A 25,837-nucleotide genomic window follows, 5' to 3' on the forward strand; every position below is an offset into this window, starting at 1 on the left:
GATGCAACGCGTGCGTCACACAGGAGGCCAATTCGCTCAGGCGATGATCTCCTTCGCCACCGTACCGTAAACATCCGTAAGACGGAAATCACGGCCTGCATAGCGGAAGGTAAGCCGTTCGTGATCAAGGCCCAGCAGGGCCAGCACCGTGGCGTGCCAGTCATGGATGTGCATCTTGTTCAGTACGGCCTCGTAGCCGTAGTCGTCGGTCAGGCCATAATTCATGCCACCCTTCACCCCGCCACCGGCCATCCACATGGAGAAGCCTTTGTTGTTGTGATCACGCCCATCATCCCCCTGGCTGTGGGGTGTACGGCCAAATTCCCCGCCCCAGATGACCAGTGTGTCCTTGAGCAGTCCGCGCTGCTTCAGATCGGTGAGCAGACCGGCGATGGGCTTGTCGATCGCCCCGGTGTTGCGCTCTAGTGAGGCTTTCAGATTGAAGTGCTGATCCCAGTTGCCGTTGGTAAGTTCGATGAATCGGACGCCTGCTTCAATGAACTTGCGCGCCATCAGGCACTGCTTGCCAAAGGCATCTGTCTCCTGCTCATCAATGCCATACAGCGCCTTCGTGGCCGCTGTTTCCTTGCTCAGGTCCATCACCTTCGGCACCTCGGCCTGCATGCGAAACGCCAGTTCATACGATTCGATCACTCCTTCCACCTCGGCGCTGACACCGCCGTCCTGCTGCATGCGCGCTTTGTTGAGCGCCTGCACCAGATCCAGCTGCGTGCGCTGCTCCTCGGTGGTGTAGCGGTTGTTTTTGATGTTCGCCACCGTGGCCTGTTCTGTGCCGCCGAACCGCCGGCCTGCGGCACCACCGCCGGGAAGAGCGTTGCCGCCGATCTTGGTGCCCTGATAAATGGCAGGCAGGAATGCGCTGCCGTAGGTGCGTGTCGCATTGCCGGGCGGATTGACCGTGATGAAACCGGGCAGGTTTTCATTCATGGTGCCAAGACCATACAGAGCCCAGGATCCCAGCGACGGCCGCACAAACTGAGTCGTGCCGGTATGGAGCTGGGAAAACGCCTGCGGATGTGCCGGCAGATCCGTGGCCATCGAATTCAAGATGCACATCTCATCCGCATGCTTGCCCAGATTAGGAAACAGCTCTGAGATGTACAGGCCGCTCTTGCCCTGCCGGTTGAACTTCCAGGGCGAGGCCATGAGCTTCGCGGTGCCATAGCGTCCGGCGGCTGAGGGCGCGCCCTTCCCATTGTCGGCGATCAGTTTGGGCTTGTAGTCAAACGTGTCCACATGCGAGGGCGCGCCTTGCATGCAGAGAAAGATCACATGCTTTGCACGAGGCGCGAAATGCGGTGTTTTCGGTGCCAGCGGTCCCGTGGCGGCCTGCGGATTGGCGCGCAACGCCTGCTGCTGTGCCAGCGCGGCAAAGGCCAGGTAGCCGAAGCCGTTGGAACTGGTCTTCAAAAACCCGCGCCGGGAGAAGGGTGTCGTGTTCATGATGTGGGAGGTGCTTTAATTGAGGTAACGAAACTCGGCGCTCGCGATCAGGCTCTGGCAGAAGGCGGACAACGCGGCAAAATCCGCCTGTGCCTTCGCCTCTTTGCCGGTGCCTTTGTCCTTCGCGATCTGCTGGGGGAAGCGCATCCAGAAATTGCTTATCGCAGCTTTCTCCTGCGGGGTCGGTTCACGGCCAAACGCCAGTTCATAGGCGTAGCTCAGGCGTTCGGCGGAGCTTCCCGGGTATTTGGCAATTCGTACTGCAAACGCATCCGCCGCGCTCTGCGCCTGCGGATTGTTCATCAGGTACAAGCTCTGCGAAGGCACGTTCGTGGTATCGCGATCCCCATTCACCAGACTCGCATCCGGATAATCAAAGACCGAGAGCATTTCAGGAATCTGATCCCGAATGATCGGAATGTAGATCGAGCGATAGGTGTAGGCCTTGCCCGACAGCTCTCCACGAAAGATCGAGAGCAATCCCTGACGGCCTTCACCCGCACGAGCCACCGGAGAACCATCCACCGGGTACAAATTCAGCGATCCGCTCACCGCGAGCATCGCATCGCGGATCGCTTCCGCCTCCAGCCTGCGCTGGTTCATGCGCCAGTGCCACTTGTTGTCAGGATCGACGGCATAGTTGGCCACATCGTAGCCTGATCCCATCTGGTAGGCGCGGCTCATCATGATCTCCCGGATCAGCTTCTTCACCGACCAGCCGTTCTCCATGAACGACACCGCCAGATAGTCCAGCAATTCGGGGTGGGAAGGCTTCTGGCCCATCGTGCCAAAGTTGTCCGGCGTCGGCACGATGCCGCTGCCCATGAGCTTTAACCACACGCGGTTCGCCATCACACGTGCCGTGAGTGGGTTGTCCTTCGAGGCGATCCAGTAGGCCAGATCGAGCCTGCCGCTGCCGCTTTGCGGGCTGATGTTCAGCGGCTCACCTTTCGCGCACAGCACCTCCACGAGTCCACGTGGCACCACATCGCCGGGCTGCTTGATGTCGCCACGGATGAGGATCGGGCTGTTGAACGGCACCGAGCGATCCATCACCCCCATGGCCAGCGTGCGCGGCGTGCCATCCTCATAAAAGAGATCCACGTCCGCCTTCACCTCTTCCGCACGATCACGCGCACCACGGATGCGCAGGAAGCTAGCAGCACCCGCCTTCTCGCGATCCTGCTGACGCATGGCGAAAACCTCCTTTTGCACCTCGGCGGCGGCGGTTTTCGCCCGCTCATAGTTGGCTTTAAGCTCTGCCACTTCAGACGGTGAAATCTTCGCCAGGGAGGCCGTCTGCCCGGCGGTACGATCCAGTTCGATCAATCCTGCGGTGTTGTTGTTCTGCAGCTGCTCATACGTGCCAAACAGCGTCTCGCTGCTGAGGAAGATGCCCGCCAGCGCGTAGTAGTCACGCTGCGTCACCGGATCAAACTTGTGATCATGGCAGCGTGCGCAGGCCAGTGTCAGACCCAGCATCGACTGCGACACGGCATCGATCTGCTCATCGACCACATCCATCGCAAACTGGCGGCGGTCGCGGTTGTTGTGCCCCTTGGAACCGATCGCCAGAAAGCCCGTGGCCACGATCTTGTTCGCCTGATCGCGCTTGCTGTCAAATTTCAGCAAGTCGCCTGCGATCTGCTCCTTGAGGAACTGGTCATAGGGCTTGTCCTTCTTGAACGACTCAATGACGTAGTCGCGGTAGCGCCACGCATGCGGGTAGAGCACATTCACCTCCTTGCCGCTGCTTTCTGCATAGCGCGCCACGTCCAGCCAGTGCCGCGCCCAGCGTTCGCCATAGCGTTCGGAGTCGAGATACATGTCGATAACACGCTTCACGGCTTCCGGCGACTGATCAGCGACAAACGCCTTCACTTCATCCGGCGTCGGCGGCAGTCCTGTCAGATCAAACGCAATGCGGCGGATCAGGGTGGGCCGGTCCGCGTCTCGCATGGGGCGCAGCCCGTTGGCTTCGATGCCTGCCAGCACAAAGGAGTCGATCTCCGTCTTCGCCCAGCCTTCTGTTTTCACCGCAGGAGGCGCAGGCTTCACCGGCTTTTGAAAGGCCCAGTGCTTGCGCCCTTCATCCATGTCGATCACGCGCTTGCCACCGCCCGCATTCACCACCTTGTTTTCACGCGGGTCAGGCGCGCCCATCTCGATCCACTTCTTGAAGTTCGCGATCACATCGTCCGGCAGCTTCTGCTTCGGCGGCATCTGCATGTCCTCGTTCTTCCAAGTCATCGCCTCGTACACGCTGCTCTGCGCGATGTTACCCGGAGTCACCCCCGGGTGCCCCGACTCCCCGCCCAGCAGAGTCGCCTGCTTGGTGTCCAGCGTGAGTCCGCCTTTGACCTTGGAGGATTCGGCGGAGTGGCACTTGTAGCAGGACTGCACCAGCACCGGCCGGATGTTCTTCTCAAAGAACTGCAGCTGATCCGCTGGAATGCCAGCATGCGCCGCCTCGGTGGCGTCAGCGGCACGCAGAGCCAAGGGAGCAAGCAGAAGGATGGAGCAGGTCAGAGTCTTCATGGGAGGTTGAAGCGGAAGACAGCGTGTAACACCCTGGTACTAAAAAGGTTTCTCCAAAGCTGCACCTGCCTGCCATCAACGCTGAAACTCCCCGCCGACGGGAGCCGTTTGCTCCATCCCCCGTTTCTTCCCGCCCTTCACACCTCATGCGCCATCTCATCACCTCCCTGCTGCTTGCTTCCACCCTTCACGCTGCGGAACTCGTCGTTCCAGATAACGTCACATTCACCCGCGACATCGAATTCGCCAACCCCGACAACCAGCATCTGCAGGTGAATCTGGCGCAGCCGAAAGACGGCAAGGGTCCCTTCCCCGCCGTGGTCTGCATCCATGGTGGCGGCTTCCGCGCTGGCAAGCGGGAGGGGTATGACAAGCTGCTGCTCACACTCGCCCAGCATGGCTACGTGGCCATCACCGTCACCTACCGGCTGGCCCCGGCCTACAAGTTCCCCGCCGCCGTGCATGACTGCAAAGCCGCCGTGCGCTGGCTGCGGGCGAATGCTGCCAAGTATCACGTGGACCCCACACGCATCGGTGCCATGGGCGGCTCTGCGGGCGGTCATTTGGCGCAGTTCCTCGGCGTGACCGCAGGCATCCCTCAGTTTGAAGGCGAAGGCAATCCGGAACAAAGCAGCGCAGTGAACTGCGTGGTCAATTTTTATGGGCCCAGCGATTTCACCAAGAGCTACGACAAGAGCGTGGATGCCAAGGACGTGCTGCCGCTCTTTTTCGGCGGCGACCTCAGCACCAAGCGCAAGGAGCACATCATCGGCAGTCCTCTCTATTGGGTGACTCCCAATGCCGCTCCCACCCTCTGCCTGCATGGCACGGCGGATGAATACGTCGCCTATGAGCAGGCCACCTGGCTCGTGGACAAACTCAAGGCCGCCACGGTGGAAGCCGAGCTCGTTGGTTTTGAAGGCGCGGGCCACGGTCTGAAAGGTGTGCCTCCTGAAAAGACCGAGCAGCTCATGCTGGCCTTTTTTGACCGTCATCTCAAGACTGCCAAGGCCCCATAACTGCTTGTTGATTGAGTTTGCTATGATTTATCAACCATGAAAACTCGTGCTTTTCTAAGCAAAAAGCCAAGTTAAGATCGACCTTAACGGGTTTATTTTTTAATTATCCCCTACCCATGACGCAACAGGCAAGAATGAACGGCAACCACAACTCACTCTGCATTTTAAACTGCATCACTGGAGAACGCTCCCGATTTGACGGCGGAACCTTTGTGATTGGCGCCGGGCCGCATTCCGACCTGAAAATGAACTCGCCGCAGTGCCCCCAGATGCTTTGCAAGGTGACAAAAACCGGCGACGCCATGGAATTTCAGTTCAGCTGCCCGGTGCTGGTGAATGGCTCTGAAACAACTTTTTTCAGAGCCCTGCCCGGAGAGGAGCACACCATGACTGGCGCCGGGCAATTGCTGGCCTTCAAATACAGCCCCCAGCCGGGCAACTGGATGGCCCTTGGGAACGACAACTCATGGTTCGTTTACAACAGTGAACAGCATGACTGGAATGGCCCCTTTGGCCCGGAGTTTTTGAAAACCTGGCTGGGCCAGTTTTCAACCAACGCCCGCAAGCGGCTGGTGTTGATTCCCAACGGAATGGAGCAAATGGGGTTTCATGTTCACGACTCCGTGGAGATCCTCAAAATACCGCCGCCCATGACCCCGCCGGCCGAAAAAACCGCTTGGTATGACCGGTACAGCTCCATGTCGGATGAAACCGCCGAACCGGCTCCTACTCGCAATCGTTCCCATGAACCTGCGATGGAGGCCGCGGAGGTGAACAGCGAATACGGCGAATTCACCTGCCCGATCTGCTGGTTCAAATTCGACCGGGGCGATGCGATGAACATCGCCGTGCACAACAGCCTGCGGGGTGATCCCATGCTTGGCGATGAAGCCATGCAGCGCTTCCATGCCACGCGTTTCAATGATCGTGGCCAGGCGCTGGATGCCATGGGCCTGGCCACCTCCGACCTCGCCTGCCCGCACTGCCGCCGCAAGCTGCCGCCGGGATTTCTCGACCTGCCCCATCACATCTTCTCCATCGTCGGCGCGCCTTCTTCAGGCAAATCGTACTACCTCAGCGTGCTGGTCAAAATTCTGCAGAGCGCCCTGTTCCAAAACTTTGGCATCACCTTCCGAGATGCTGATCCCTCCGAGAACGTCATCCTCACGCAGATGAAGACGCAGTTGTTTTCCTCTTCGTCACCGGAGGATGCCTTCCTCGCCAAGACCGATCTGGAAGGAGCGCTATATGAGACCCTGCCCCGCCAGGGACGCAAGGTGCGCCTGCCCAAGCCTTTCATCTTCAAGCTGTCCCATCCCGACACCCCGGACAACGGCTTCTCCGTCGTCTTTTATGACAATGCGGGCGAGCATTTCGAGCCGACCCGCAACAGTGCGGACTCGCCCGGTGCCCAGCATATCGCGGTGGCCTCCGGCATTTTCTTTCTCTTCGATCCTCTGCACAACACCGAGTTCCGCGCCATGATGAAGGGCGTCACGGATCCGCAGATCAAGACCCACCGCATCGATCAGCAGGATGTCATCCTCGCTGAAACGGAAGTCCGCATCAAAAGCCTGCTCGGGCTGGACTCCCGCCAGCGCGTCTCCACACCGTTCGCGGTGATGGTGGGCAAGTATGACACGTGGGCCTCTCTGCTGGGGGATGAGCCCCTGCTGCCGGTCATTGAGGATGGCGTGGTCAGACTCGACCACATCAAGGCAAACTCCAAGCGGGTGCGCAATCTCATGGTGCGCATCTGCCCCTCCATCGTGGCCAATGCAGAGGCCATCTCCTCCAATGTGTGCTACTTCGCCGTCAGTCCGCTGGGCTCATCCCCGGTGGAGTTTCTCGACCGGGAAGGCACGCCTCGCATCGGCCCGGATCCGAAGCAGCTCAATCCCCGGCATGTGGAGGCGCCCACGCTCTGGGTGCTGTCACAGGCGACGCCTGAAATGATCCCCTCCACCTCCGCAAACTGACCTCATGGCCTGGCAGCTCATCTACACCAGCGCCCCACGCCTGATCGAAGCAGGCCGCACCGGATTCGGCACCGTGGCCAGACATCGTGCCGTCAGTGGCATGCTCGCGTCCGCTGTGGAACGCTTCAGCCAGTTTGCCCGTCTGCCGGGTCACGATCCCCGGCGCGTCGTACACGCCCACCGCATCCTGACCGTGGGTTCGGGCACCTATCATGTGCTGAGTTGTCTGCAGGACGCCGGTTCGGACTACACGGGCCGCACCAATCACATCGCCCATCACCTCATCGCCGAACCTCGGGAGATTCGCGCCCTCTCCGCCGCAGGGCTGACACCGGCGGATGTGCTGCTCTCCATGGCATGGCGCACGTCATGGAACGAAGGCCCGCGCTACCTGGATCCATCCGAGGAGGTGAACCTGTCGTCCTTCACCCCTGCGGCGTCCCACGCCTGGGCCTCCGTCACCGGCAATCCCGCCACCGCCGGCATCCTCTGGTCCCGTGAGGCACAGAGGGGATGCTATCTCATCACACCTTCTGGCATCAATGTGCTGGAGCTTTTCCGCGAGTCGCTGCAGGTGGAGTCCGCACATGCCTGGCAGACCCGCTTCACCACCTGCCTGGAGCCCAATGACGATGTGACGGACTTCCGCTGGATCGCGCTCTCATCTTCCTCCCCCATGCGCGGACAGGTGGAGACCACCAACCGCCTCGTTCTTGATCTCACCCGCCCTGACACCCTGCCGGCACCGCCGCCACCTGAGGTTGCCCAGCCTTCATCTGAACCCGCGATCACGGCAGCCCCTGAGCCTGCGCACTCCGCGCAGGCGCCGGTCCATGAGACCATGCGTTCGTCAGGTGCCGCGTCAGCCCCCGTCAGCCCCATGGGCGCCTGGTCGCCTGAGCCACGCCGCAAAGCTGCCAAATCAAACAGGAGCTTCATCGGCATCTCGCTCATCATTGCCGCCGTGATGACCGTTGTCGTGGTGGGGGCCTTGCTGCGGCAGAACAACCTGAAGGAGCAGGCCCGTGCGGACTATGAGCAAAAAATCGCCGCCACCTGGAAAAACCATCAGCTCGTCCTCAACGACACGCGCAAGCTGCTCGAAGAACAGCCCGACATTGAAGAAGGAACGGCTCTGCTGAAGTCACACGAAGACTTTTTCCGCAGCATGAAGCAGCTGCTGAAACAGCCGGGCACTTCCATCGAACTTCCCCTTCCCTCACATACTGCGGACGATCTCGAAGATCTCAAAAAGCTGCTGGAGGAATGGGCGGAACTGCATGTGAAACCCTGGGCGAAGCTGCAATCAGGCCAGACCACGGTGACGGCGTCGGACATTCTTGAGGCCTACCGCAAATGGCAGGACTCACGCAATGCCACGTGGAAACAGCTCTCCCATTCTCTCAGCCTGAAAGAGATTCCGCCACCCGGCGAAGAAGTGGTTCAATCACTGAAGGACGCAGCCAGGGAAGTACTGCGTCAATCGGAGCCTGCACGCGACAGCCGCGCTCAGTGGGAGGAAGTGTTTAAACTCCCCGGAGATCCGAAGAACAGCACCGTTCTCGAAGTGCAGCAATGGCTGAAGCTATGGTCGGCACTGAACGATGCAGGCCCCCAGTCCCACGCCACAGCGCAAACTGCCGCCTCCAACCATTCCCTGCCAGAATGGCTGCGTGAAAAGGCTGCAGGAATGAAGCAGCAGCCTGACAAGAAAAACGAACCCAAGATGGCGGTCAAGACTGACGAGCCACGCACTCAAGTGGCGCCACAACCGGTGGTCATCATCGATGATGCAGATGCGATCTCCGCCACCAATCCAATCTTTCTTTGCCTGCTTCAGCCCAACGAAGATCCGGCAGGCAAAATCGCCGGACTGAAGGTCTCTGACGACATGCAGTTGTTTGTCGGCAGCGCCTGGGCATCGCATTCGCCTCCTGATGGAAAAACCGAGCCCAAAGAGGGCGAATTGAAGAAGTGGTTGGGAGCCAGTTCAGATGGCAGAGAGAAGCTCAAGTTCGGTCCCTCAATCGTGCAAAAACTGACTGACCTGATCGTATTCTCCAAGGACGGTGTGCTGACCGCCATCCCTGAAGAACTTCGCAACTCACCCGACGGCATCAGGATCGTAGCACGCAGCGAGGACGGATTACAGGTGCTGTTTGATCTGCGACTGATCCCAATCAGCAGCGCCTCTTCCCGCCCGATGCTGACACAGGCTTTTGAAGCCACGGTGATCAATGCCGCCACCGTAACACTAACCCTGCCCGTAGGTTTCCTCAGCCGGTTGCACATCGTGGGGCAGCAGGAAGTGGGCTATGTCTTGAGGCATGACGGCCCCGCGAACCAGAAGAAGTTTTTCACACTGAAATCCATGGGAAATTCTGCATTCCAAGTCATCCCCCCCAACATTCAAACCGGCTCCATGCTGAATGTGAGAGAAATCGAGAAAGAGATCAAAGAACTCGAAGCTGGAATTGCAAAGGACGTTGCCGACCTGGCGGAGAATGAGAAGAGCACGGTGTCGCCTGCTCAAAAGGCAGAGAGGAAAGAGCGCTCTGAAAAGGGCAAAGCTGCCAAGGAACTCAAACTGCAAGAATTACAGACAAAGTTGCAAAACCTCAATGGGAATGCTCCCCCGCCTTTTGATCTCCTGCCGGGGAATTTCATCCTGGCGCTGGAACAGCCGAACAAGATCGAGCTTTGTAAACTAAAAGTGGTTCTGCCCTCTGGTCATTCCCAATCCAAGCCAATCAACCCGTGAAACCTCTCACTCAAGCCATCGAGGCCATCCGCGCCGCCCTCAAAGAGGAGGTGCCACCATCCGCCGTCGAAGATGCCGCCATCATCTACGCGCAGTTTTGCTCGGACGTGGAGCGGCGGCTGGACCTTGTGGCAGCCATGCTGCAAAAAGGCAGTGACTACCAGGCCCTGCAGGTGGCCGAGGAAGATCCTCCCCTGCTGGATCTCGCCGCAGCCGTGAGTTTCGGCGAAGAAAAGAACTGGCAGATCTATTGTGAAGCACGCGGGCTGAAGGTGGCCGCGCGCGTGGACCTCCGCATCATTCAGGATCTTGAGTCACTTTATTCCCGGGGCATCTCCGCCAATCATCCGCTTTACAAAGACTTTCGCGCGGCGGTGCTCTCACGCGATGACGCGAGGTCGCTGCGTATCGTCAAAACCATCCTCAAGCTCAACCCGCAGGACGACAACGCCCGCAAGGAACTCCAGCGGCTGGAGAACAAGGCCCTGCAGGAAAAAATCGATCTGCTGCGCGAGGCGCTGAAGACAGATGACGAAGAACACATCGCCACGCTCACGGAGGACATCAAGGCCGCCGCTCCACCATCCAAGCTGGAACGCCTGGATGTCTATGAGCAGGGGGAGAGCATCCGCCAGGCGCTCCGCCGCAGGCAGGCCGAGGCCCGCGTGCCCGACATGCTCAGCACCATGCAGCGGCTCAAGGCCGAAGGCAGATGGCAGCAGGTGGGGCAGATGCTGAGCGTCGTCAACGCCATGTTCAAGGAGCACGGCTTCACGCCCGCCGATGCGGTGCAAAAAGCCACCCTGGTGGACCTGACGCAATTCCATCAAAAGGAAAGGGCTGCCGATGAAAAGCAGCGCAACTTTGACCGCACTCTCAAAAGCTTTCTCTCCTTTGTGGAGGAGGTGGAAACCCGCCTGCTCACGGGGGCGGGCGTGACGTTTGAAGAGATTGCCGGCAAGGATGAAAGCTTCATCAAACGCTGGAAGGAGCTGGAAGGCTATCAGCTCCCGGTGGCCGCTGACTCGTTGCAGCGCCTGCGCACCGCAGGCCAGGAACTGCGGCACAAGCTGGAGCGCATGCAGCGCACCAAACGTGTGGGCAACATCGCGCTGGCCGCTGCTGCATTGGTGCTGCTCTGCGGCGTGTCCGCCATCAGCCTGCATGCCTGGAAGGCCTGGACGCTCACGCAGGAGCTCGCCTCGTATCAGGCCAAAGAAAACTACAGCGCCGCAGAAAATCTGATCAAGAAACTGCGCGGCGAAGAGGAGCTGCTGCTGCGCTGGCCCTACCTGCAGGCCCGGATTGAAGAAGTCAGTGCATGGGCCGCCAAATCCCGCGTCACCGGCAAGCAGGCCGCCGAAGCGCTGCTGGCACTGGAAAATTCATTCCAGGGTGAGCAGAGCAAACTGACCGCCACGCAACTCGTCAGGCAGCTCAGCGATGCCGAGGCCTTGGTGAAACAACTGGGGGGCGATGTGGCTGCCGAGCCGAAAAACCGCCTCGCAGTATTGAAGACCAAGGCGGATCTTCACCTCGCGACGGTCCTGAAAAAATTTGTCGCCAGCACCTCCACCACCCTGGCCAAGCTGGAAAAGCGCAGCACCGCCGAGCTTTCGCACGAGAAGCTCGCAGCCAATGTCAGCACCAGTTGCACGGCCATCGACAAGGAGCTGCTGCCCCTCGAAGCCCTCCTCAAGCCCGAGGTGCCGGCGCTGGCCTTCCCGGCGGATCTGGAGACGCGGATTCGCGCCCTGCGCCAGCGGCTGACCACCTACCAGGATGATCTGCGCACCTTCGCCGCCATCCGCAAAGAAACCGCCGGCGCGGCTTCACTGGACGACTACCGCAAGGCCATCACCAAGTGGCAGACCGTCAAGTTTGCCGAGGCTGCGCCCTCCCTCAAAATGCTGGACACCCTGCCGACCGAAAAAGCCTTTCAGGCCGCCCTCTTCACCGGTGGAGACAAGGACCTGCTCCAGGCTGTTCTCGATGACAAGTCCAGGTACTACATGGCGCCCGACACACTGCTCGAAGCGGAGCTGAAAATGATCCTCTCCCTTCTGCACAACGAATATTTAAACAACATTTTCGAGAGCAGCGTGATCCATTATTCCAGCAAAAAAAGCGGCGGCACCATCTGGTCCATGGGCAAACCTGAAGCGACGATCATTGGTGGCTCCAGCCGCTGGAGCGCCAAATTCTACGAGCCCGACCCGACACAAACGTCGGTGATGTTTATCCAGCACAGCTTCACCCGCGCAGGAGAGGTGGGTGAATACCAGGGGGATGCCATCGCCACCACCCGCCTGAGTCAGACCAGCGAGTTCATGAACTCCTTGGATATCGGACGCATCAGTGACGAAAAAGGAGAGCACGTGCTCAAGCCGCTGCTGGAAGTCTGTGACAAGCTGGTGCTGGACACCCGTGGCAGCCCCATCGCCAAAGCCTACGTCCTGCTCAAGCTTGAAGACATGATGCACCTGAGGCCGCGTGAATGGGGATTGGTGCACTGCCCGTCCTTGCAGCAGGATCTGCAGGTATTGCATCGAACGCTCGGCACCACGCCACTGCGCAGCGAAGACTGGCTCGTGCCGGAAATGCAGGAAAAATGGCTGGCCCCGCTCACCGCCTTTTTCAAACCTTTGAAATCTCGCGCCTATCTGCGGGAGGCGCTCGCCCACCGGAACTACCTGCGCGCAGCCACCAGCGCCGGATTGAAGTTTGCCGGTTATGTGGAGACCGACCTGTCACTTGTCCTCAACTCACAGGGACGCAGCGCAGGAGAGCTGTGGATGATCAGCAGGGAGAACGGCAAGCCGCTCCTCGTGCCCAATCCTGCTGCTGGAAAAGCCGCGTCAGATGCGCCCAAAGTGATCGTGGCCTCCGCCTCCGTTCCTCTCAGCCCCGTGTTCTTCGTGACCGCAGACCGGCGGGCTCTGCTGCAGCAGTATCAACAAGCTCTTTCCTCCACCGGAGTCGATCTCAAGCCGCTCCCTGCTGAATCCCTCTTCCTAACCAACCCCTGATATGAGCAACACAACCTATTCTCTGGAATGGCGCGGCACTGTGAAGTCCGGCCTCACCTATGAAGACATTGAGGCCGGACTCGTCTCGGGTGATTTGCACACCTTGTACAAGATCCAGGTGAACGGCAGACGGCTCGTGCTGCGGGACTTCGTGGAGCAGCGGCGCCCCCTGCTTGCTCCGCCCCCTGTGAGGAATCTCCCGCCGCCTCCAGTGCCGCAGCTCGCCGGCGATCCCCTGCCACGGCCGGATTTGCACTCAGCCGCACCTCCACCGCCGCCCATGGGCAAGGCCGTCCCTTCATCTCTGCCGCTGCCCGCAGGCCACAAGGCGGCAAAGCCCGTCTGGTTCTGGCCAGCCATCATCCTCTCTTCCACCACCTGCCTGCTGCTCGGCGTCGTGTTCGTGTATTTCATCGCCAGCAGTTTTTCCGGCAACCGCAGTTCCAAGACCACAACGAACACCTCCTCAACAAGCACCAGTGCTGGCAGCGAGGGCAAGGGAGAGGCCAAAGCGAGGGTCTTGAAAATCCTCCCCTACTCCCGCGCCGGGAAAGAGTTCTTCCCCAGTGCGCTCGTCTCCACCTATGACGTGCAATGGAACAACCAAGAGCTGAACAGTTTCGACCCGGCCATCTTCGGCAATGAGGGCAGCTGGCTGGGCCTGGTACTGGAAGGGGTGAAAAAGGACGCCCATGTCAGCGTGGCGATCACCGTGGACGGCTTCACAAAACCCTCCAAATGGGAGGGGGAGATCACATCGGTAAGCGAGGACGGCGCGGCCATGATCATGCCCAAGCTCATCTGGGATTACGCGGCACTGCAGAAGGTCCGCCAGCAGCGGCCCGTCAATGTCAGCTTCACCGCCTCAGTCGATGGCAAGCCGCTGCCGGAAGTGACAGAAACCTACACGATGAGATCTATCAACGACTGTCCCCTGGCGCTGCTGAATGCGGATGGCAAAGGAGAAACAAACCTCTCCATCCTCTTCGCCGCTTACGTCAATGAGGGCCACCCGCAGATTCAGAAAATCCTCAAAGAGGCGCAAGACACCGGCCTGGTGAAGAGTTTCAACGGTTATCAGGGCGATTCCGAGAAGCCAGAAGAGATCAGGATTCAGGTTAAGAGGCAAGTGTTTGCGATCTGGAACGCCCTCCAGCGCCGTGGGATCAAATACAGCAACGTTACCAACACGCCGCCCGGAGACCGCATGTTCTGCCAAAGCGTGCGTTTCTTGGATGAGTCCATTGATAACCGCTCGGCCAACTGTGTGGACGGCACGGTTCTCATGGCCTCTGTGCTGCAAAAGATCGGCATTCAGTCCTACCTCGTGCTAGTCCCCGGCCACTGCTTTCTCGCCTTCAATGAGATAGAGGACAGCGCGGCCCTTCCCACCGGCCTGGAGACCACGATGCTGGGCCGCGACAACATCACCAATGTAGAGAAGCTGGAGTTTCTCTCCGATGCGGAACAGTCCAAAGAAATCCAGGCCTCCGTCAGCACCTTCGTGGAGGCTATGAACGAGGGCAGTGGCAGGATTCAGGGCTGCGTCCTCAATTTGCAGGGGGGGGGCAGTTCAAAATACCGGCTCATCTCCATCAAAGAGGCCCGCAACCTCGGCATCAAACCGATCGCGTCGGAGCAATGAACTCTCCAGCCACGTCCTACCACAAATTCACAGATCCATGAGCCCCCCCCAGGTTCCGCCCTCCAGCCCGGCCCCCATCTCCGGCAATCCCTTCCAAGACCCGAAAAAAGTCCTCGACTGGTCGCGCTCAGACATTGAGCGCAGGCTCGGTTTTCGTGGCGGGCGCTTCACCAGTCCGGGCAATACCTTGTCTTTGATCATCGCCCTGCTGCTGACCGCCGCCTTCTACACCGCCATCATTCTGGTGCAGCAGAAGTGGCCGCAGACGCGGTGGTTCGCCGCCATGTTTCTGGAGCGCGGCCCCTGCCCCTACCCCACCATGCTGCTCTTCTTCTGGGCGCTGGCTTTGCTGCTGCTCAAATGGCGCAAGCTGGTCTTCCAGCGCAGGGTCTTCGGTCTACCCCTCATGCCGCAGGAGCCTGAATTTGTGCTGACCTCCGCCACCGCCCGCGATGTGCGCGAGCGCATGAGCACGCTGGTGGACAACCCGCACAACTTCGTCCTCTTCAACCGCATCGATCTCGCACTCGCCAATCTTCACAACATCGGCCACACCGCCGATGTGGCCGCCATCCTCAAGGTGCAGGCGGAAAACGACGAAGCCCAGATCGCCTCCAGCTATGGGATCATTCAGGGCTTCATGTGGGGCATTCCGGTCCTTGGTTTCATCGGCACCGTCCTCGGCCTGAGCCAGGCCATCGGTGCCTTCACGGACACCCTTCAGGCAGGCGGTGATCTCACGGCCATTCGCGCCTCTTTGAAGACGGTTACCGGCGGACTCGCCACCGCCTTTGAAACGACCCTCGTCGCGCTGGTCTGCGCATTCATCCTTCAGCTCATCGTCAGTTTCATGCAGTCCCTGGAATCTCAATTCTTGGACAACTGCAATGACGTCTGTAGCAGGCAGGTCGCTGGAAAACTCCGTCTGCAGGAAACCTGACCACCCTTGCGATGAGAGGCCGGTTCCAAAAATCCCATGGCAGCGCGGTGAGTTTCTTCGCGTTCCAGGACGTCATCACGGGCACCACCGGCTTTCTCGTCATCATCACCATTTTTCTCGCGCTCAATCTCGACGAGGTCATCAGTGTCAGCAGCGATGAAGATCCCCATGCGGCTCTGGCTGTCACCCTCAAAGACACGCTCGCTGAAATCATGAAGCTCAAGCAGAAGGGCGTCATGGCCGAACTGAGCCCGAACGAAACGGAGGAAACCATCAGACGCATGATCGAGGAATTGAAGCGCTCCATTGAGCGGCTCACTCCCTCTACGCAGACGGATGCCACCCAAAAGACCACCGAGGAGACTCCCCTTCAAAGGGAGGTGCGCATTGAAAAGCAGAAGCTGCTGACCCTCATCGAATCACTCAAAAAACTCCTTCCTGAAACCACCGAGAAGGCTGCGAAGGCGGAGTCTGAGCTGGCCGCGCTGGAGAGCGAGGTCAAAAGAATCCAGAGCCTTCTGCAGATGAGCTTTGATCAGCAGAACGTCCTGCGCCTGATTCCTGAAAAGAGCACCACCAACAAAGATCCCGTGCTCGTCGTGGTCGATAAGACCGGCTTTCGCATCCAGCTTTTTGACGGCTCAAAATCGAAGTCCGCCAATTCGCTCGAGGAGCTGATGCAGACTTTGACCGCCTTTCCATCAGCTCAGAACTACATCGTGCTTTACTTCAAACCTTCAGGTGCGCTGCAATTCGACGAAGTCACCCGGCGGACTCGGGGCGCAGGTTATGAAATCGGCTACGATCTCATCCCCGAACATATCCAGCTGGAGCCTGCTGGACCCACCAAGTAACCGGCCATGAGAAAACTGCGCCCCAACTCCGAAGAGAGCCTCGACCTGCTGCTCGACACCCTGTGCAATGTCTTTGGCGGCATCATCCTCATCTCCTGCCTGCTGGCGCTTCTGACCAACCAGAAGGCTCCCGTGCCGGGCGACCCCAGCGGCATCTCAGGCGCTCAAGGCCGGCTGCTGGCGGAGCGGATCGAAGCCGCCAAAAGCGAACTCGCTGGACTCCTAAAGATCAGCGAAAAAAAGAAGACCAAGGGGCAGGACGAACTGCAGACCCTGGTCAGCGAGCGCAACGAACTCCAGGCCACCCTGGACCGGCTGAGAAAACTGCAGCCCACGAACTCCGACACCCCTGTCTCCAAAGATCCGGTGGGAGACCTCACGGTACTCCGCTCCGAGGTCAAGGCCCTCGAACAGCGCCTCGCGGATGCCAAGGCCAGAAAGGATGCGGCGGACAAAAAGGCGCGCGACCTCGCCGCCCAAATCCAAAGCCTCCGCAGCAAGATCACCGCCGAGGATGAAAAACGCATCGAGCATGTGCGCTTCCCCAAAGAGCGGCAGATCACCAAATCGGCCACGAACATCATCTTGAAGTACGGTGCGGTGTATCCGCTGCAGGACTCCTCGGGCGCCAATTATTCCGGCATCACACGTGTCATGAAGGGCCCGGAAGACTACGAAGCCATCCCCAAGAAATCCGAAGGCATCCCCATGACGGACCTTGCAACGTTGCGCAGACTCCTGGCCAGCTACAAGCGCGGGGGTGTTTACGTCAGCCTGTGCGTCTATCCAGATTCATTTGAAACCTTCCGCGCCATCAAAGTGCTGGTCCTTGAGGCAGGCCTTGAATACGGCTTCGACGTGTATCCCGAGCACTACATCATCACCTTCAGTCCCAAAGGCACCTCCCCCGCTCCGCTTTGATGGAGGAGGTTCGGGCGGCGGAGAAGACATCCCGCGCCACCTCAGCCAGCAAGTCGTCTCACTTCACCGGCCGCAGGTCAAAGCACACCAGCTTGTCTTTCTGCCGCACGATCAGCCTGCCATTCGCAATGGCGGGTGAAGAGCAGCCCATGGCATCTGTTTTGGCACGGCCCAGTTGTTCGTAGGAGGCGTTGGTGGCCTTCACCATGCGCACATGTGTGCCGTTGTTTTCATAAACCAGCAGCTTGCCATCGGCGAGCAGCGGGGAGGTGATGGTGCTGTTGATCTCATTCACCACCCACTTCTCCACACCTGTTTCAAGGTCGATGCACTGATGCTTCTCACCGCAGCAGAGATAGACGCTGCCTTCGTAAATGATCGGACTGCCCGCGTAGCGACGCGTCACCCAGAAATGAGACCACGCAGTCTTCGGCGTGCCATCCGCCTGCATTTTGTACGCTCGCAGGCCCACGCCTTCCGTGCCGCTGTAAAGCACCAGCCAGTCGCCGCTGCTCACCGGGGTGCTCTGGCTGCCGCCTTCGGCCTTCCATTTCACGCTTCCTGTTTCCGGATCGAGACCGTAGAGCGCATTGTTGCCATTGATGACGAGCACAGGCTTGCCGCTGCTCGGCGCCCACCACGTGGGGCTGGCGATCAATCCTTTCGCCTCCTTCTGCTCCCACAGCAGCTTTCCATCCGCTTTCGAAAAGGCGCAAGTCGCACCCGTGGCCATGTAAACGCGATCCCCCATCACGAGCGGTGATGCCGCCGGCCCTTTGACAGAAAGCGGCGCCGACCACACGAGTTTGCCATCGGCCTCGTTCACACAGAGCAATTCCGAACTGCACGCCGCATAGACCTTGCCATCCACCACCGCGCACGTGCTGGAGGACTGGCGGCCACTTGGCTTGCCGGGCTGCGCGTATTTCCAGATCTGCTTTCCGGTGGCCAGATCCAGGCAGAGGATCACATCCTGTGCGGTCTTCACCGTGTTGGGCACCAGTGCGATCATCTTCTCCTTCACCTCCGGAGGGAAGCCTTCATCATCCAGCCATTTGCTGAACGCTGCCGCATTGGCAAACGGCTTGCCCTGGCGGCTGTTCATCTTGTCCAGCCACTCCAGAGCGATTGCATTTTTACCCGCCTTGAACCGGCTGGCCACCCAGGTGCCGATGTTGATCTCCTCTTTCTCACTCAGGTTGTCCTTGCGCCACTGCATCACCCATTCATCAAACTTCGCGCCGCGCAGCGCAGGCAGGTTGAGGCGGGTTTCCTCCAGCTTCTTCGCGAGTTCCGGTGACGTGCCGCGATAGTTCAGCGACTGCATCACCTCTGTATCGATCTCACGCGTTTCAGAAGGCACGCGCTCATGCCACACCACGCTGAGAAACACCTTCTCCCCGCTGACCACCGGGCTGCCGTGGCCACCATACTCATTGCTGGGGATAAACTCGCTCTCCCAGACCTTTTTCAGCCCTTCCGTTGGAAAGGCATCCGCAATCGGGCTCGTGTCCTGTGAAACTCCGTTGCGATCCGGCCCGCGCCATTGATTCCAGTCACCCGCCCATGCAGTGGTGGCGAAGAGCAGGACGTGCGCAGCAGCAAAAGCGTTTTTCATGAGCAGCCGTAAACGGCTTCGCGACGCCTTAAGTTTCACCAGTCATCACAGCTTGATGCATTGTGATGAATGGTACGCAGGGAGGGGATCGAACCCTCGACCAATTGGTTAAAAGCCAACTGCTCTACCGCTGAGCTACCTGCGCATTCCCGAATCGGGGGCGGGTATGTATTCATAAGACAGCTCAGTGCAAGCCTGAATATGCCCCGGCGCGGACTTTCTTCACCAGCACGCCGAGTCCTCTTTCAGGTCGATTCACGTGAAAAGCATGAATTCCGCGGCTCTGCGCCCCGCCCAGATCACACTTTTTGTCATCGCCGATGTGCAACGCTTCCTGGGAATGGCAGCCTGCGGCGGCCAGCGCGGCCTCAAACATCCGCGCATGCGGCTTGGCGGCACCGACCTCGCTGGAGATGATGACCTGCTCAAAAAAGCGCAGCAGCTCATGCCCGGCCAGAATGCTGCGCAGCCGGCGGTCGAAATTCGACAGCACCAGCAGCCGGTGATCACGCGAGAGATCCTCCAGCGCCGGCACCACGTCCTCAAACACGCTCCAGGCCTGCGGCAGAGCGTAGTGCAGGTAAAGCTCATCAAACAGGCCATCCAGCACGTTTTCCGCCAGCGGTGCCCCCAGTACCCGGCCAAACACATTTTTCACCAAGGCATGCCACCAGCCACGGTCATCATCTGCGGGCGGCTGCCCCACTGCATGCAGCGGTGGTGCGGTATCCTTCCAGGCCAAGCGGAAGGCCTGCATGATGGCCTCCGGCTCCGCCACGATGCCATGCCGCAACGCATGCTGCGCATACGTCAGCCCTACCGGCTCGGCAGGCCGGATCAGCGTGCCTGCCGCATCAAAAAACAAGGTTTGCAGCGGCATGAGGCTGAAAAACAAAAACGGGAGCGACCTTGCAGTCGCTCCCGTGGAGAAATCAGATGAAATTACTTGGAAGCCGTGACCGGATTCTTCGGATTCTTGCCGTAGGTCTGCTCCTGCTCAGGCTCCATGGGGAGCTGCGGCAGGCGGCAATGGTGGCCAGAACCGGGGAGGAGGTAGCCACCGTTGAGATCGTTCAGGCTGCCCACCATGTAGGACTTGGGCTCAGGGGGAGTGATGACGTCCACAGCACCAAAGAGGCCACGGCTGACGGTTTCACCGTAGGTGTAGAGCGCGCTCTGGTACACTTTCTTGGTGGAAACAAAGCCACGTTGCATCACGCCGGTGACAACCCCGGGCCAGCGGCGGATCGCGCGGGCACCAAAGCTGGCTCCGTCATCGACGGTGTCCATGCCGTAGTCGGCGTAGCGGTTGGTTTCACGGAAAGCGATGTCGTCAGTGCGATACACGGCATCCACGCCGATGTTGGTATAGTCACGGGCCTGGCGATCGCTCACCTTGCCGACGAAATTGCTGCCGTCATCGACGATGTCCATCGTGCTGGTTTCAACCTGACCGACGCCCTGACTTGCATAGCCGAGGCCTCTGTTCACGATGCCTGCATCACGGCAAGGCAGCACTGAAGAAGGACGCGGGTTGTTCACGAGGTTCCGCGTAGCAGTGCAGGAAGCGAGTGTGGAGAGTAGAACAAGGGGCAGGAGCAATTTCATAGATTAATGCGTGATTCTGTCGGAAAGGACCATGGATTGTCAAAGCTAAAATCCGCCAATCTCCGACAAATGCACGCGGGAATGTCGCAGAATGTGAAAGACCCCTGCCAGCAGGGCGTTATCGCGCCATCCCCCCTCTGTATGTTCATGAAGCTGAATCCTCTCTGCGCCATTCTTGCATCGCTCGCCACGTCGGCCCTGGTGGCCCATGCCGCCCCCGATCTGAAGGCCACTGCCGCCAAAATTGACGAACTCGTCAACGCCAAGCTCGCGAAGGAGAAGATCCAGCCCAACAAACCCGCCAGCGATGAAATCTTCGTCCGCCGCGTCTATCTCGATGTCGCAGGCCGCATCCCCACCCTGCAGGAGACCAGTGAGTTCCTCAAAAACAGCGACGCAGACAAACGGGCGAAATTGATCGACAAGCTCCTCGCTGGCGACGGCTACGTGCAGAACTTCTACAACTACTGGGCCGACATCCTGCGCATGAAAAGCCAGATGGTCGGCGGCGGCCAGAGCCTGCCCGCCTTCTACGGCTACTCCAAGTGGCTCAAGGACAGCCTGCGCGACAACAAGCCCTACGATGAAATGGTGCGCGAAGTCGTCACCGCCGATGGCAAGAGCTACGAAAACGGTGCCATCGGTTTCTACATTCGCGACTTCAACATGCCGCTGGATAACATGGCCGTGACCACCCAGATCTTTCTGGGCACCAGCATGGTCTGCGCCCAGTGCCACAACCATCCGTTCGATAAGTGGACGCAGATGGACTACTACCAGATGGCGGCCCACACCTACGGCATGACCGGCAGCAATGGCCTCTCCAACCCGCTCCTCGCCCAGGCAATGTATGGCGGTGGCCCGGCCAAGAATAAGGCCAACCGTTACGGCGGCGCCGTTACTAAATTTAACCTTCCCCAAGGCATCGAGCGCAAGGACGTCGGCCGCGCCATGACCGAAATCCTCCGCCCGCTGCGCTACAACACCGTGCTGGATCAGACGGACAAAAAGCCCCTCCTGCTGCCGCACGACTACCAGTACCCCGACGCCAAGCCCAAGCAGAAGATCGAGCCCGTTATCCCCGCCGCCTTCAGCAAGGACGGCAAGATCGTGAAGGAAGGGGTGAAACCCGACGCCTCTTACGCCTCATGGATGACGAGCAAGGACAACCCGCGCTTCACCACCGTCATCGCCAACCGCCTGTGGAAAAAGCTCATGGGCCAGGGCATCATCGAACCCGTCGACGAGATCACCGACAGCACCGTTCCGAGCAATCCGCAGCTCATGACCTTCCTCGAAGAAACGATGAAGGCCGCCAATTACGACATGCAGGTCGTCCTGCGCGCCATCCTGAATTCGCAAGCCTACCAGCGTGAAGCCTACACCAAGGACGTCGAACTCGGTGAGGTGTACAACTTCCCCGGCCCCCTCCTCCGCCGTATGAGCGCCGAGCAGATCTGGGACAGCATGGTCGCCCTTTACAAGCCCTCTGCTGACAATCCCAGCATCGCCACCAAGGTGGATGCCGAGATCGCCCTGCGCCGCATCGAGTGGCTGGACCGTGCGCTGAACAGCCTCACTCCTCAGCAGCTCCAGGCCTGCACCATCGCAGTCGCTCAAAAGCAGAAGGAGCTGGCCGCCGAAGTGCGCGCCGCCCAGGAAACGATGGATGCCGCCGCCAAGGCCAAGGACGAAGCCGCCATCCGCGCCGCCCGCAAGGCCATCCAGAGCCAGCGCAAGCGCATCGACGAAGCCGTGGACGCCGTGGTCTATGACGTCGGGTTCAAGCGCTTTGCCGAACTCGCCCGCGAAGGCAAGCTGGATGAATTCTCCAAGGACGAAGATTTTGCCAAGGAAGTGGCCGCAGTCATCAAGCTCAAAAAAGACGGCGAAGACCTCAGCATGGATGAGGCCCTGGACATTCTGGCCAGGCAGCGCCGCGCCAAGCTGAACCAGCAGGCCAAAGCCCGCCTCGAGGCAGACGCCGGACGCTTTGCCGTAGACGAAAAAAATGAAAAGACCTCCCTCGTCGCTTGGGAAAACTTCCGCGACACCTACATGCTGCGCGCCGCCGATCTGCGCAGCCCTGCACCCAACGGCCACTTCCTGCGCGAGTTCGGCCAGAGCGACCGCGAACTCGTCGAAAACGCCAACGACGATGCCAGCGTGAGCCAGGCGCTCATGCTGCTGAACGGCAAGATCTTCAGCCAGCTCATGAACCGCTACACCGTCATCGCCCGTGCGATGGACAAGGCCAGAAAAGAAGGCTCCGAAGCCGTCATCGACACCGTCTATCTCAGCCTCCTCAGCCGCAAGGCCACCCCCGAGGAAAAGGAGCTGCTCAAGCCCATCGCCGACAACGTCGACACCACCGACCGCGGCGACGTCCTCTGGACCGTCCTGAACACCCGCCAGTTCTTCTTCATTCAGTAAAAAGTACGACAGACACTCCTGTCTGTCGATCAGCGCAACCGCCATCCCCTTGGCGTGCCCAAGTTCCAAACCGACCGAGGAAAGCGCCAGCCCGCTGGAGCGGCATGGAAGGTCGGCTTGCATGCGATTGGTCTTGGCAGAACGCTGGGCCGACAGACAAGAGAGCCGAGGCTTCGCGAACCGGAGCGAAGCGGAGATAGACGAAGTCAAACAGGCGAAGCCAATCTGTCGTACTTCCAGCAGCCCCCACCCTACGCCATCACGCCCTTCACCACCTCGCCCGCAATGTCCGTGAGCCGGAAATCACGTCCGGCGTAACGGTAGGTCAGTTTCAAATGATCCAGCCCCAGCAGATGCAGGATCGTGGCATGCAGGTCGTGAATGTGCACTTTATCCACAGCGGCGTAGTAGCCGTAGTCGTCCGTCGCGCCGTAGGCCGTGCCGGGTTTGCAGCCGCCACCAGCCAGCCACACGGTGAAGCCGTGCGGATTGTGGTCTCGGCCATCGCTGCCCTGCGCCACCGGGGTGCGGCCAAACTCGCCGCCCCAGACCACCAGCGTGTCGTCCAGCAGGCCGCGTGATTTGAGATCTGCCAGCAGTCCCGCGATGGGCTTGTCGACTTCGGCCGCGTTTTTCGTGTGGCCTTTAAGGAGATCGCTGTGCTGATCCCATTGCACAAAGCTGTCGCTGTGCGTCACCTGCACAAAACGCACGCCGCTTTCGGCAAAACGCCGCGCCATGAGGCACTGGCGGCCAAAGTTTGCCGTCACCGGATCGTCGAGGCCATACATCTTGCGCGTGGCCTCCGTCTCACCGGAGATGTCCTGCAGCTCCGGCAGCGTCGATTGCATGCGGTAGGCCAGCTCAAAGGAATTGATGCGCGCCTCCAGCGCCGCATTCGCCCCTGCCGTGGCCAGATGCGACTGATTCATCTGCGACACCAGATCCAGCTGCGCGCGCTGCATTTCGGGTGTGAGCATCTTGTTGTGGATGTGCTTCACCACCGCCTGCTCCGCCGGGATGCTGGCATTGCCCAGCGGCGTTCCCTGGCAGTAGGCCGGCAGGAAGGCGGAGCTCCAGTTGCTCACACCGCCATGCGCCAGCGTCGGGCAGATCGTCACAAAGGACGGCAGGTCCGAATTCTCCGTCCCCAGGCCGTAGCTGACCCATGAGCCAAGGCTCGGCCGCACAAAGGTGTCGCTGCCCGTGTGCAGCTTCAGCAAAGCCCCGCCGTGCGCCGGATTCGTGCCGTGCATGGAGCGGATGATGCACAGGTCATCCACATGCTTCGCCACATGCGGAAAGAGATCGCTCACCGGCAGGCCGCTCTGGCCATACTGGCGGAATTTCCAGGGAGACTTCAGAAGATTGCCCGTCTCAGCAAATTTCACGCGCGGCAGCGCAAAAGGCGGTGGCTTGCCGTGATCGCGGTCCAGCATCGGCTTCGGATCAAACGTGTCCACCTGCGAGGGACCGCCCTTCATCAGCAGGAAAATCACCCGCTTGGCCTTGGCCGGAAAATGCGGCTGCTTCGGCGCCAACGGATCAATCACCGCCGCCTTGGCAGATTCCAGCCCCAGCACGCCCTGCAGCGCCAGATAGCCAAATCCCGCGCAGGAATTGCGCAACATCTCGCGACGGCTGAAAGGCATCATGGGGGGCATGGTTTTCACATAGCAACATACGGGCCGAGTTGGCCGACTCTTGCTGCCCAAGTACGCTGGATCGGCTTCGCCCGTACCATTCCGGCTTCTACCGATCTGCCACCATCAATGACGAGCGGAAAGATTGGGCAGTGTCACCCCAAAGGATGCCCCCTTCCCCACCTCGGATTCAAACGTGATTTCGCCACCCAGAAGATGCGCCAGATGCCGTGTGGCGAGCAGCCCCAGCCTCAGCCCGGGAAAATGGGAAGCAGGAGCGTGATGCATCACACAAAACATCTGTCGTGCCTCCACCACGCTGATTCCATTCCCGTTGTCCGAGACCTTCAGCAGAACACCCTCCGCCCCATCTCCTGAAACTTCGACTTGGACTACTCCCGTCTGGGCAGCGCGAATGGCATTGGTCACTAAATTGTCGGCAATGGCATTGAGCTTCTTCAGATCGGTTGTGATCGTCGCCGGCCCGCTGGTCCTTTGGCACGTCAGCCGCGTTTGCGTGGTTCTTGCCAGAGCGCGATGCCTCTGTTCCAGCGCTTCCAAAAAAGCATCCAAATTCACGCGATCACTCTGGGCCGGAGATTCGCCCGCCAGCAGGGGTGCATAGCTTTGCAGCCGGTCGAGAAGCCTCTGCAAGTGAGTGCCGTTCATTGCCAGCCTGTCCATGACCTCATTCACTCCAGGGTCTCTGGGCCCCTCCACCAGAGATGTTGCATTGAGCAAGACGGACTGCAGGGAGTTGCGCAGTTCATGGGTCACCCCCTGCAAAAGCTGCACTCTGGAATGAGCGGCCGCCCTGGAGATTTCTGATGCCGCCATCAGTCTCTCGTTCGCGTCTTTGAGCTGGCTGGCGTGCAAGGCAATCTCCGCCTCTTGCGCCGCCACGAAGTGCAGGCAGTAGTTCGCGACCTTGACATCAAAAAAAAGCCGCGCCTCTCGACAGGCCTCGGCCAGAGACGCGTCTGCAACGCATCCCTTCAACCGTAAAATCTCCAGCACCACCACCTCTCTGATGCCTCCCAGCGCCTTGATGACCACATCAAGCCGATGCCCCGTGTGGCACTCCATTCCTGCCGCAGGGCTTGGCGGCATTGGTGCCTCCCCGGTCATCACGTGAGGAAGCACCAAAATCAATTCGTCCAGCAGCAGCGGCAGATTCGTTTGAATCGAATCCAAGATGGATTGATGCCCCTGCCCCCTTGCTTCAAAAGCCACGGCGCATTCGGCCATGATCCGGGCGCTGTTTTCTTTCAGGCACTGCCCCAACACTCCGACATCTGAAGGTTGGTTTGGGTGGGGCGTGATCATTTGGCATGACTCTTCGCATCTGCTGGCATCATCAGATGCGTCTAAATGCGCCCGTGATT

General features: G+C 59.7%; 16 protein-coding genes and 1 tRNA gene. 9 read left to right on the plus strand and 8 right to left on the minus strand.

The annotated features are described in order from the left end of the window. Positions 1–36: 36 nt before the first annotated feature. On the minus strand, positions 37–1,464 hold the full coding sequence (locus WAW39_RS27120; RefSeq protein ID WP_422322336.1) for a DUF1501 domain-containing protein: 1,428 nt from the start codon (positions 1,462–1,464) through the stop codon (positions 37–39). Between the two features lie 15 nt (positions 1,465–1,479). After that, positions 1,480–4,002 carry a PSD1 and planctomycete cytochrome C domain-containing protein gene (locus tag WAW39_RS27125; protein WP_422322339.1) on the minus strand — a complete coding sequence of 841 codons (2,523 nt, stop codon included), beginning with the start codon at positions 4,000–4,002 and terminating at the stop codon, positions 1,480–1,482. 146 nt (positions 4,003–4,148) lie between these two features. On the opposite strand from WAW39_RS27125, the gene WAW39_RS27130 reads away from it, so the two are divergent. The 8 genes from WAW39_RS27130 to WAW39_RS27165 all read left to right on the plus strand — a co-directional run bounded on the left by WAW39_RS27130 (position 4,149) and on the right by WAW39_RS27165 (position 17,150). Continuing rightward, entirely contained in the window at positions 4,149–5,021 is an 873-nt protein-coding gene (locus WAW39_RS27130; RefSeq protein WP_422322341.1) for an alpha/beta hydrolase fold domain-containing protein, read from the plus strand. A 302-nt stretch (positions 5,022–5,323) separates the two neighbouring features. Then, positions 5,324–7,000: a hypothetical protein gene (locus tag WAW39_RS27135; RefSeq protein ID WP_422322343.1), complete on the plus strand. Its 1,677-nt coding sequence runs from the start codon at positions 5,324–5,326 to the stop codon at positions 6,998–7,000. Between the two features lie 4 nt (positions 7,001–7,004). Beyond that, positions 7,005–9,761 (plus strand): hypothetical protein, encoded by a 2,757-nt coding sequence (locus WAW39_RS27140; protein ID WP_422322344.1) that lies wholly within the window; start codon positions 7,005–7,007, stop codon positions 9,759–9,761. Further along, a complete protein-coding gene (locus WAW39_RS27145; RefSeq protein ID WP_422322346.1) occupies positions 9,758–12,790 on the plus strand; it encodes a hypothetical protein in 3,033 nt (1,010 codons plus the stop codon). The genes WAW39_RS27140 and WAW39_RS27145 overlap by 4 nt, the downstream gene beginning before the upstream one ends. Position 12,791: 1 nt before the next feature. Then, a complete protein-coding gene (locus tag WAW39_RS27150; protein WP_422322348.1) occupies positions 12,792–14,435 on the plus strand; it encodes a hypothetical protein in 1,644 nt (547 codons plus the stop codon). A 37-nt stretch (positions 14,436–14,472) separates the two neighbouring features. Beyond that, on the plus strand, positions 14,473–15,375 hold the full coding sequence (locus tag WAW39_RS27155) for a MotA/TolQ/ExbB proton channel family protein (protein WP_422322350.1): 903 nt from the start codon (positions 14,473–14,475) through the stop codon (positions 15,373–15,375). 11 nt (positions 15,376–15,386) lie between these two features. After that, positions 15,387–16,229 (plus strand): hypothetical protein, encoded by an 843-nt coding sequence (locus tag WAW39_RS27160; protein ID WP_422322352.1) that lies wholly within the window; start codon positions 15,387–15,389, stop codon positions 16,227–16,229. A 6-nt stretch (positions 16,230–16,235) separates the two neighbouring features. Then, on the plus strand, positions 16,236–17,150 hold the full coding sequence (locus WAW39_RS27165; protein ID WP_422322354.1) for a hypothetical protein: 915 nt from the start codon (positions 16,236–16,238) through the stop codon (positions 17,148–17,150). A gap of 58 nt (positions 17,151–17,208) precedes the next feature. Here WAW39_RS27165 and WAW39_RS27170 read toward each other — a convergent pair whose 3' ends face one another. The 4 genes from WAW39_RS27170 to WAW39_RS27185 form a co-directional block, all read right to left on the minus strand. Then, on the minus strand, positions 17,209–18,768 hold the full coding sequence (locus WAW39_RS27170) for a PQQ-binding-like beta-propeller repeat protein (protein WP_422322356.1): 1,560 nt from the start codon (positions 18,766–18,768) through the stop codon (positions 17,209–17,211). 70 nt (positions 18,769–18,838) lie between these two features. After that, positions 18,839–18,913: transfer RNA gene (locus tag WAW39_RS27175), tRNA-Lys, on the minus strand. A gap of 39 nt (positions 18,914–18,952) precedes the next feature. Continuing rightward, a complete protein-coding gene (locus tag WAW39_RS27180) occupies positions 18,953–19,648 on the minus strand; it encodes an HAD-IA family hydrolase (protein ID WP_422322358.1) in 696 nt (231 codons plus the stop codon). Positions 19,649–19,710: 62 nt separating this feature from the next. After that, positions 19,711–20,376 (minus strand): hypothetical protein, encoded by a 666-nt coding sequence (locus WAW39_RS27185; protein WP_422322360.1) that lies wholly within the window; start codon positions 20,374–20,376, stop codon positions 19,711–19,713. Between the two features lie 147 nt (positions 20,377–20,523). Here WAW39_RS27185 and WAW39_RS27190 point away from each other — a divergent pair, with 147 nt between their 5' ends. After that, on the plus strand, positions 20,524–22,809 hold the full coding sequence (locus tag WAW39_RS27190) for a DUF1549 domain-containing protein (RefSeq protein WP_422322362.1): 2,286 nt from the start codon (positions 20,524–20,526) through the stop codon (positions 22,807–22,809). A 251-nt stretch (positions 22,810–23,060) separates the two neighbouring features. On the opposite strand, the gene WAW39_RS27195 is transcribed toward WAW39_RS27190, so the two are convergent. Continuing rightward, positions 23,061–24,461, minus strand: coding sequence for a DUF1501 domain-containing protein (locus WAW39_RS27195; RefSeq protein WP_422322388.1), 1,401 nt, complete (start codon positions 24,459–24,461; stop codon positions 23,061–23,063). A 117-nt stretch (positions 24,462–24,578) separates the two neighbouring features. Further along, a complete protein-coding gene (locus WAW39_RS27200; RefSeq protein ID WP_422322364.1) occupies positions 24,579–25,646 on the minus strand; it encodes a sensor histidine kinase in 1,068 nt (355 codons plus the stop codon). Positions 25,647–25,837: the final 191 nt, after the last annotated feature.

Origin of the sequence: Prosthecobacter sp. (assembly GCF_049294395.1) — a bacterium.
Lineage (GTDB): Bacteria > Verrucomicrobiota > Verrucomicrobiia > Verrucomicrobiales > Verrucomicrobiaceae > Prosthecobacter.

Excerpts from the sequence above, each read along its gene's own strand:
- WAW39_RS27120 (WP_422322336.1), bottom strand. The coding sequence starts at position 1,464 with ATGAACACGACACCCTTCTCCCGGCGCGGGTTTTTGAAGACCAGTTCC.
- WAW39_RS27125 (WP_422322339.1), bottom strand. The coding sequence starts at position 4,002 with ATGAAGACTCTGACCTGCTCCATCCTTCTGCTTGCTCCCTTGGCTCTG.
- WAW39_RS27130 (WP_422322341.1), top strand. The coding sequence starts at position 4,149 with ATGCGCCATCTCATCACCTCCCTGCTGCTTGCTTCCACCCTTCACGCT.
- WAW39_RS27135 (WP_422322343.1), top strand. The coding sequence starts at position 5,324 with ATGGAATTTCAGTTCAGCTGCCCGGTGCTGGTGAATGGCTCTGAAACA.
- WAW39_RS27140 (WP_422322344.1), top strand. The coding sequence starts at position 7,005 with ATGGCCTGGCAGCTCATCTACACCAGCGCCCCACGCCTGATCGAAGCA.
- WAW39_RS27150 (WP_422322348.1), top strand. The coding sequence starts at position 12,792 with ATGAGCAACACAACCTATTCTCTGGAATGGCGCGGCACTGTGAAGTCC.
- WAW39_RS27155 (WP_422322350.1), top strand. The coding sequence starts at position 14,473 with ATGAGCCCCCCCCAGGTTCCGCCCTCCAGCCCGGCCCCCATCTCCGGC.
- WAW39_RS27160 (WP_422322352.1), top strand. The coding sequence starts at position 15,387 with ATGAGAGGCCGGTTCCAAAAATCCCATGGCAGCGCGGTGAGTTTCTTC.
- WAW39_RS27165 (WP_422322354.1), top strand. The coding sequence starts at position 16,236 with ATGAGAAAACTGCGCCCCAACTCCGAAGAGAGCCTCGACCTGCTGCTC.
- WAW39_RS27170 (WP_422322356.1), bottom strand. The coding sequence starts at position 18,768 with ATGAAAAACGCTTTTGCTGCTGCGCACGTCCTGCTCTTCGCCACCACT.
- WAW39_RS27180 (WP_422322358.1), bottom strand. The coding sequence starts at position 19,648 with ATGCCGCTGCAAACCTTGTTTTTTGATGCGGCAGGCACGCTGATCCGG.
- WAW39_RS27185 (WP_422322360.1), bottom strand. The coding sequence starts at position 20,376 with ATGAAATTGCTCCTGCCCCTTGTTCTACTCTCCACACTCGCTTCCTGC.
- WAW39_RS27190 (WP_422322362.1), top strand. The coding sequence starts at position 20,524 with ATGAAGCTGAATCCTCTCTGCGCCATTCTTGCATCGCTCGCCACGTCG.
- WAW39_RS27195 (WP_422322388.1), bottom strand. The coding sequence starts at position 24,461 with ATGCCTTTCAGCCGTCGCGAGATGTTGCGCAATTCCTGCGCGGGATTT.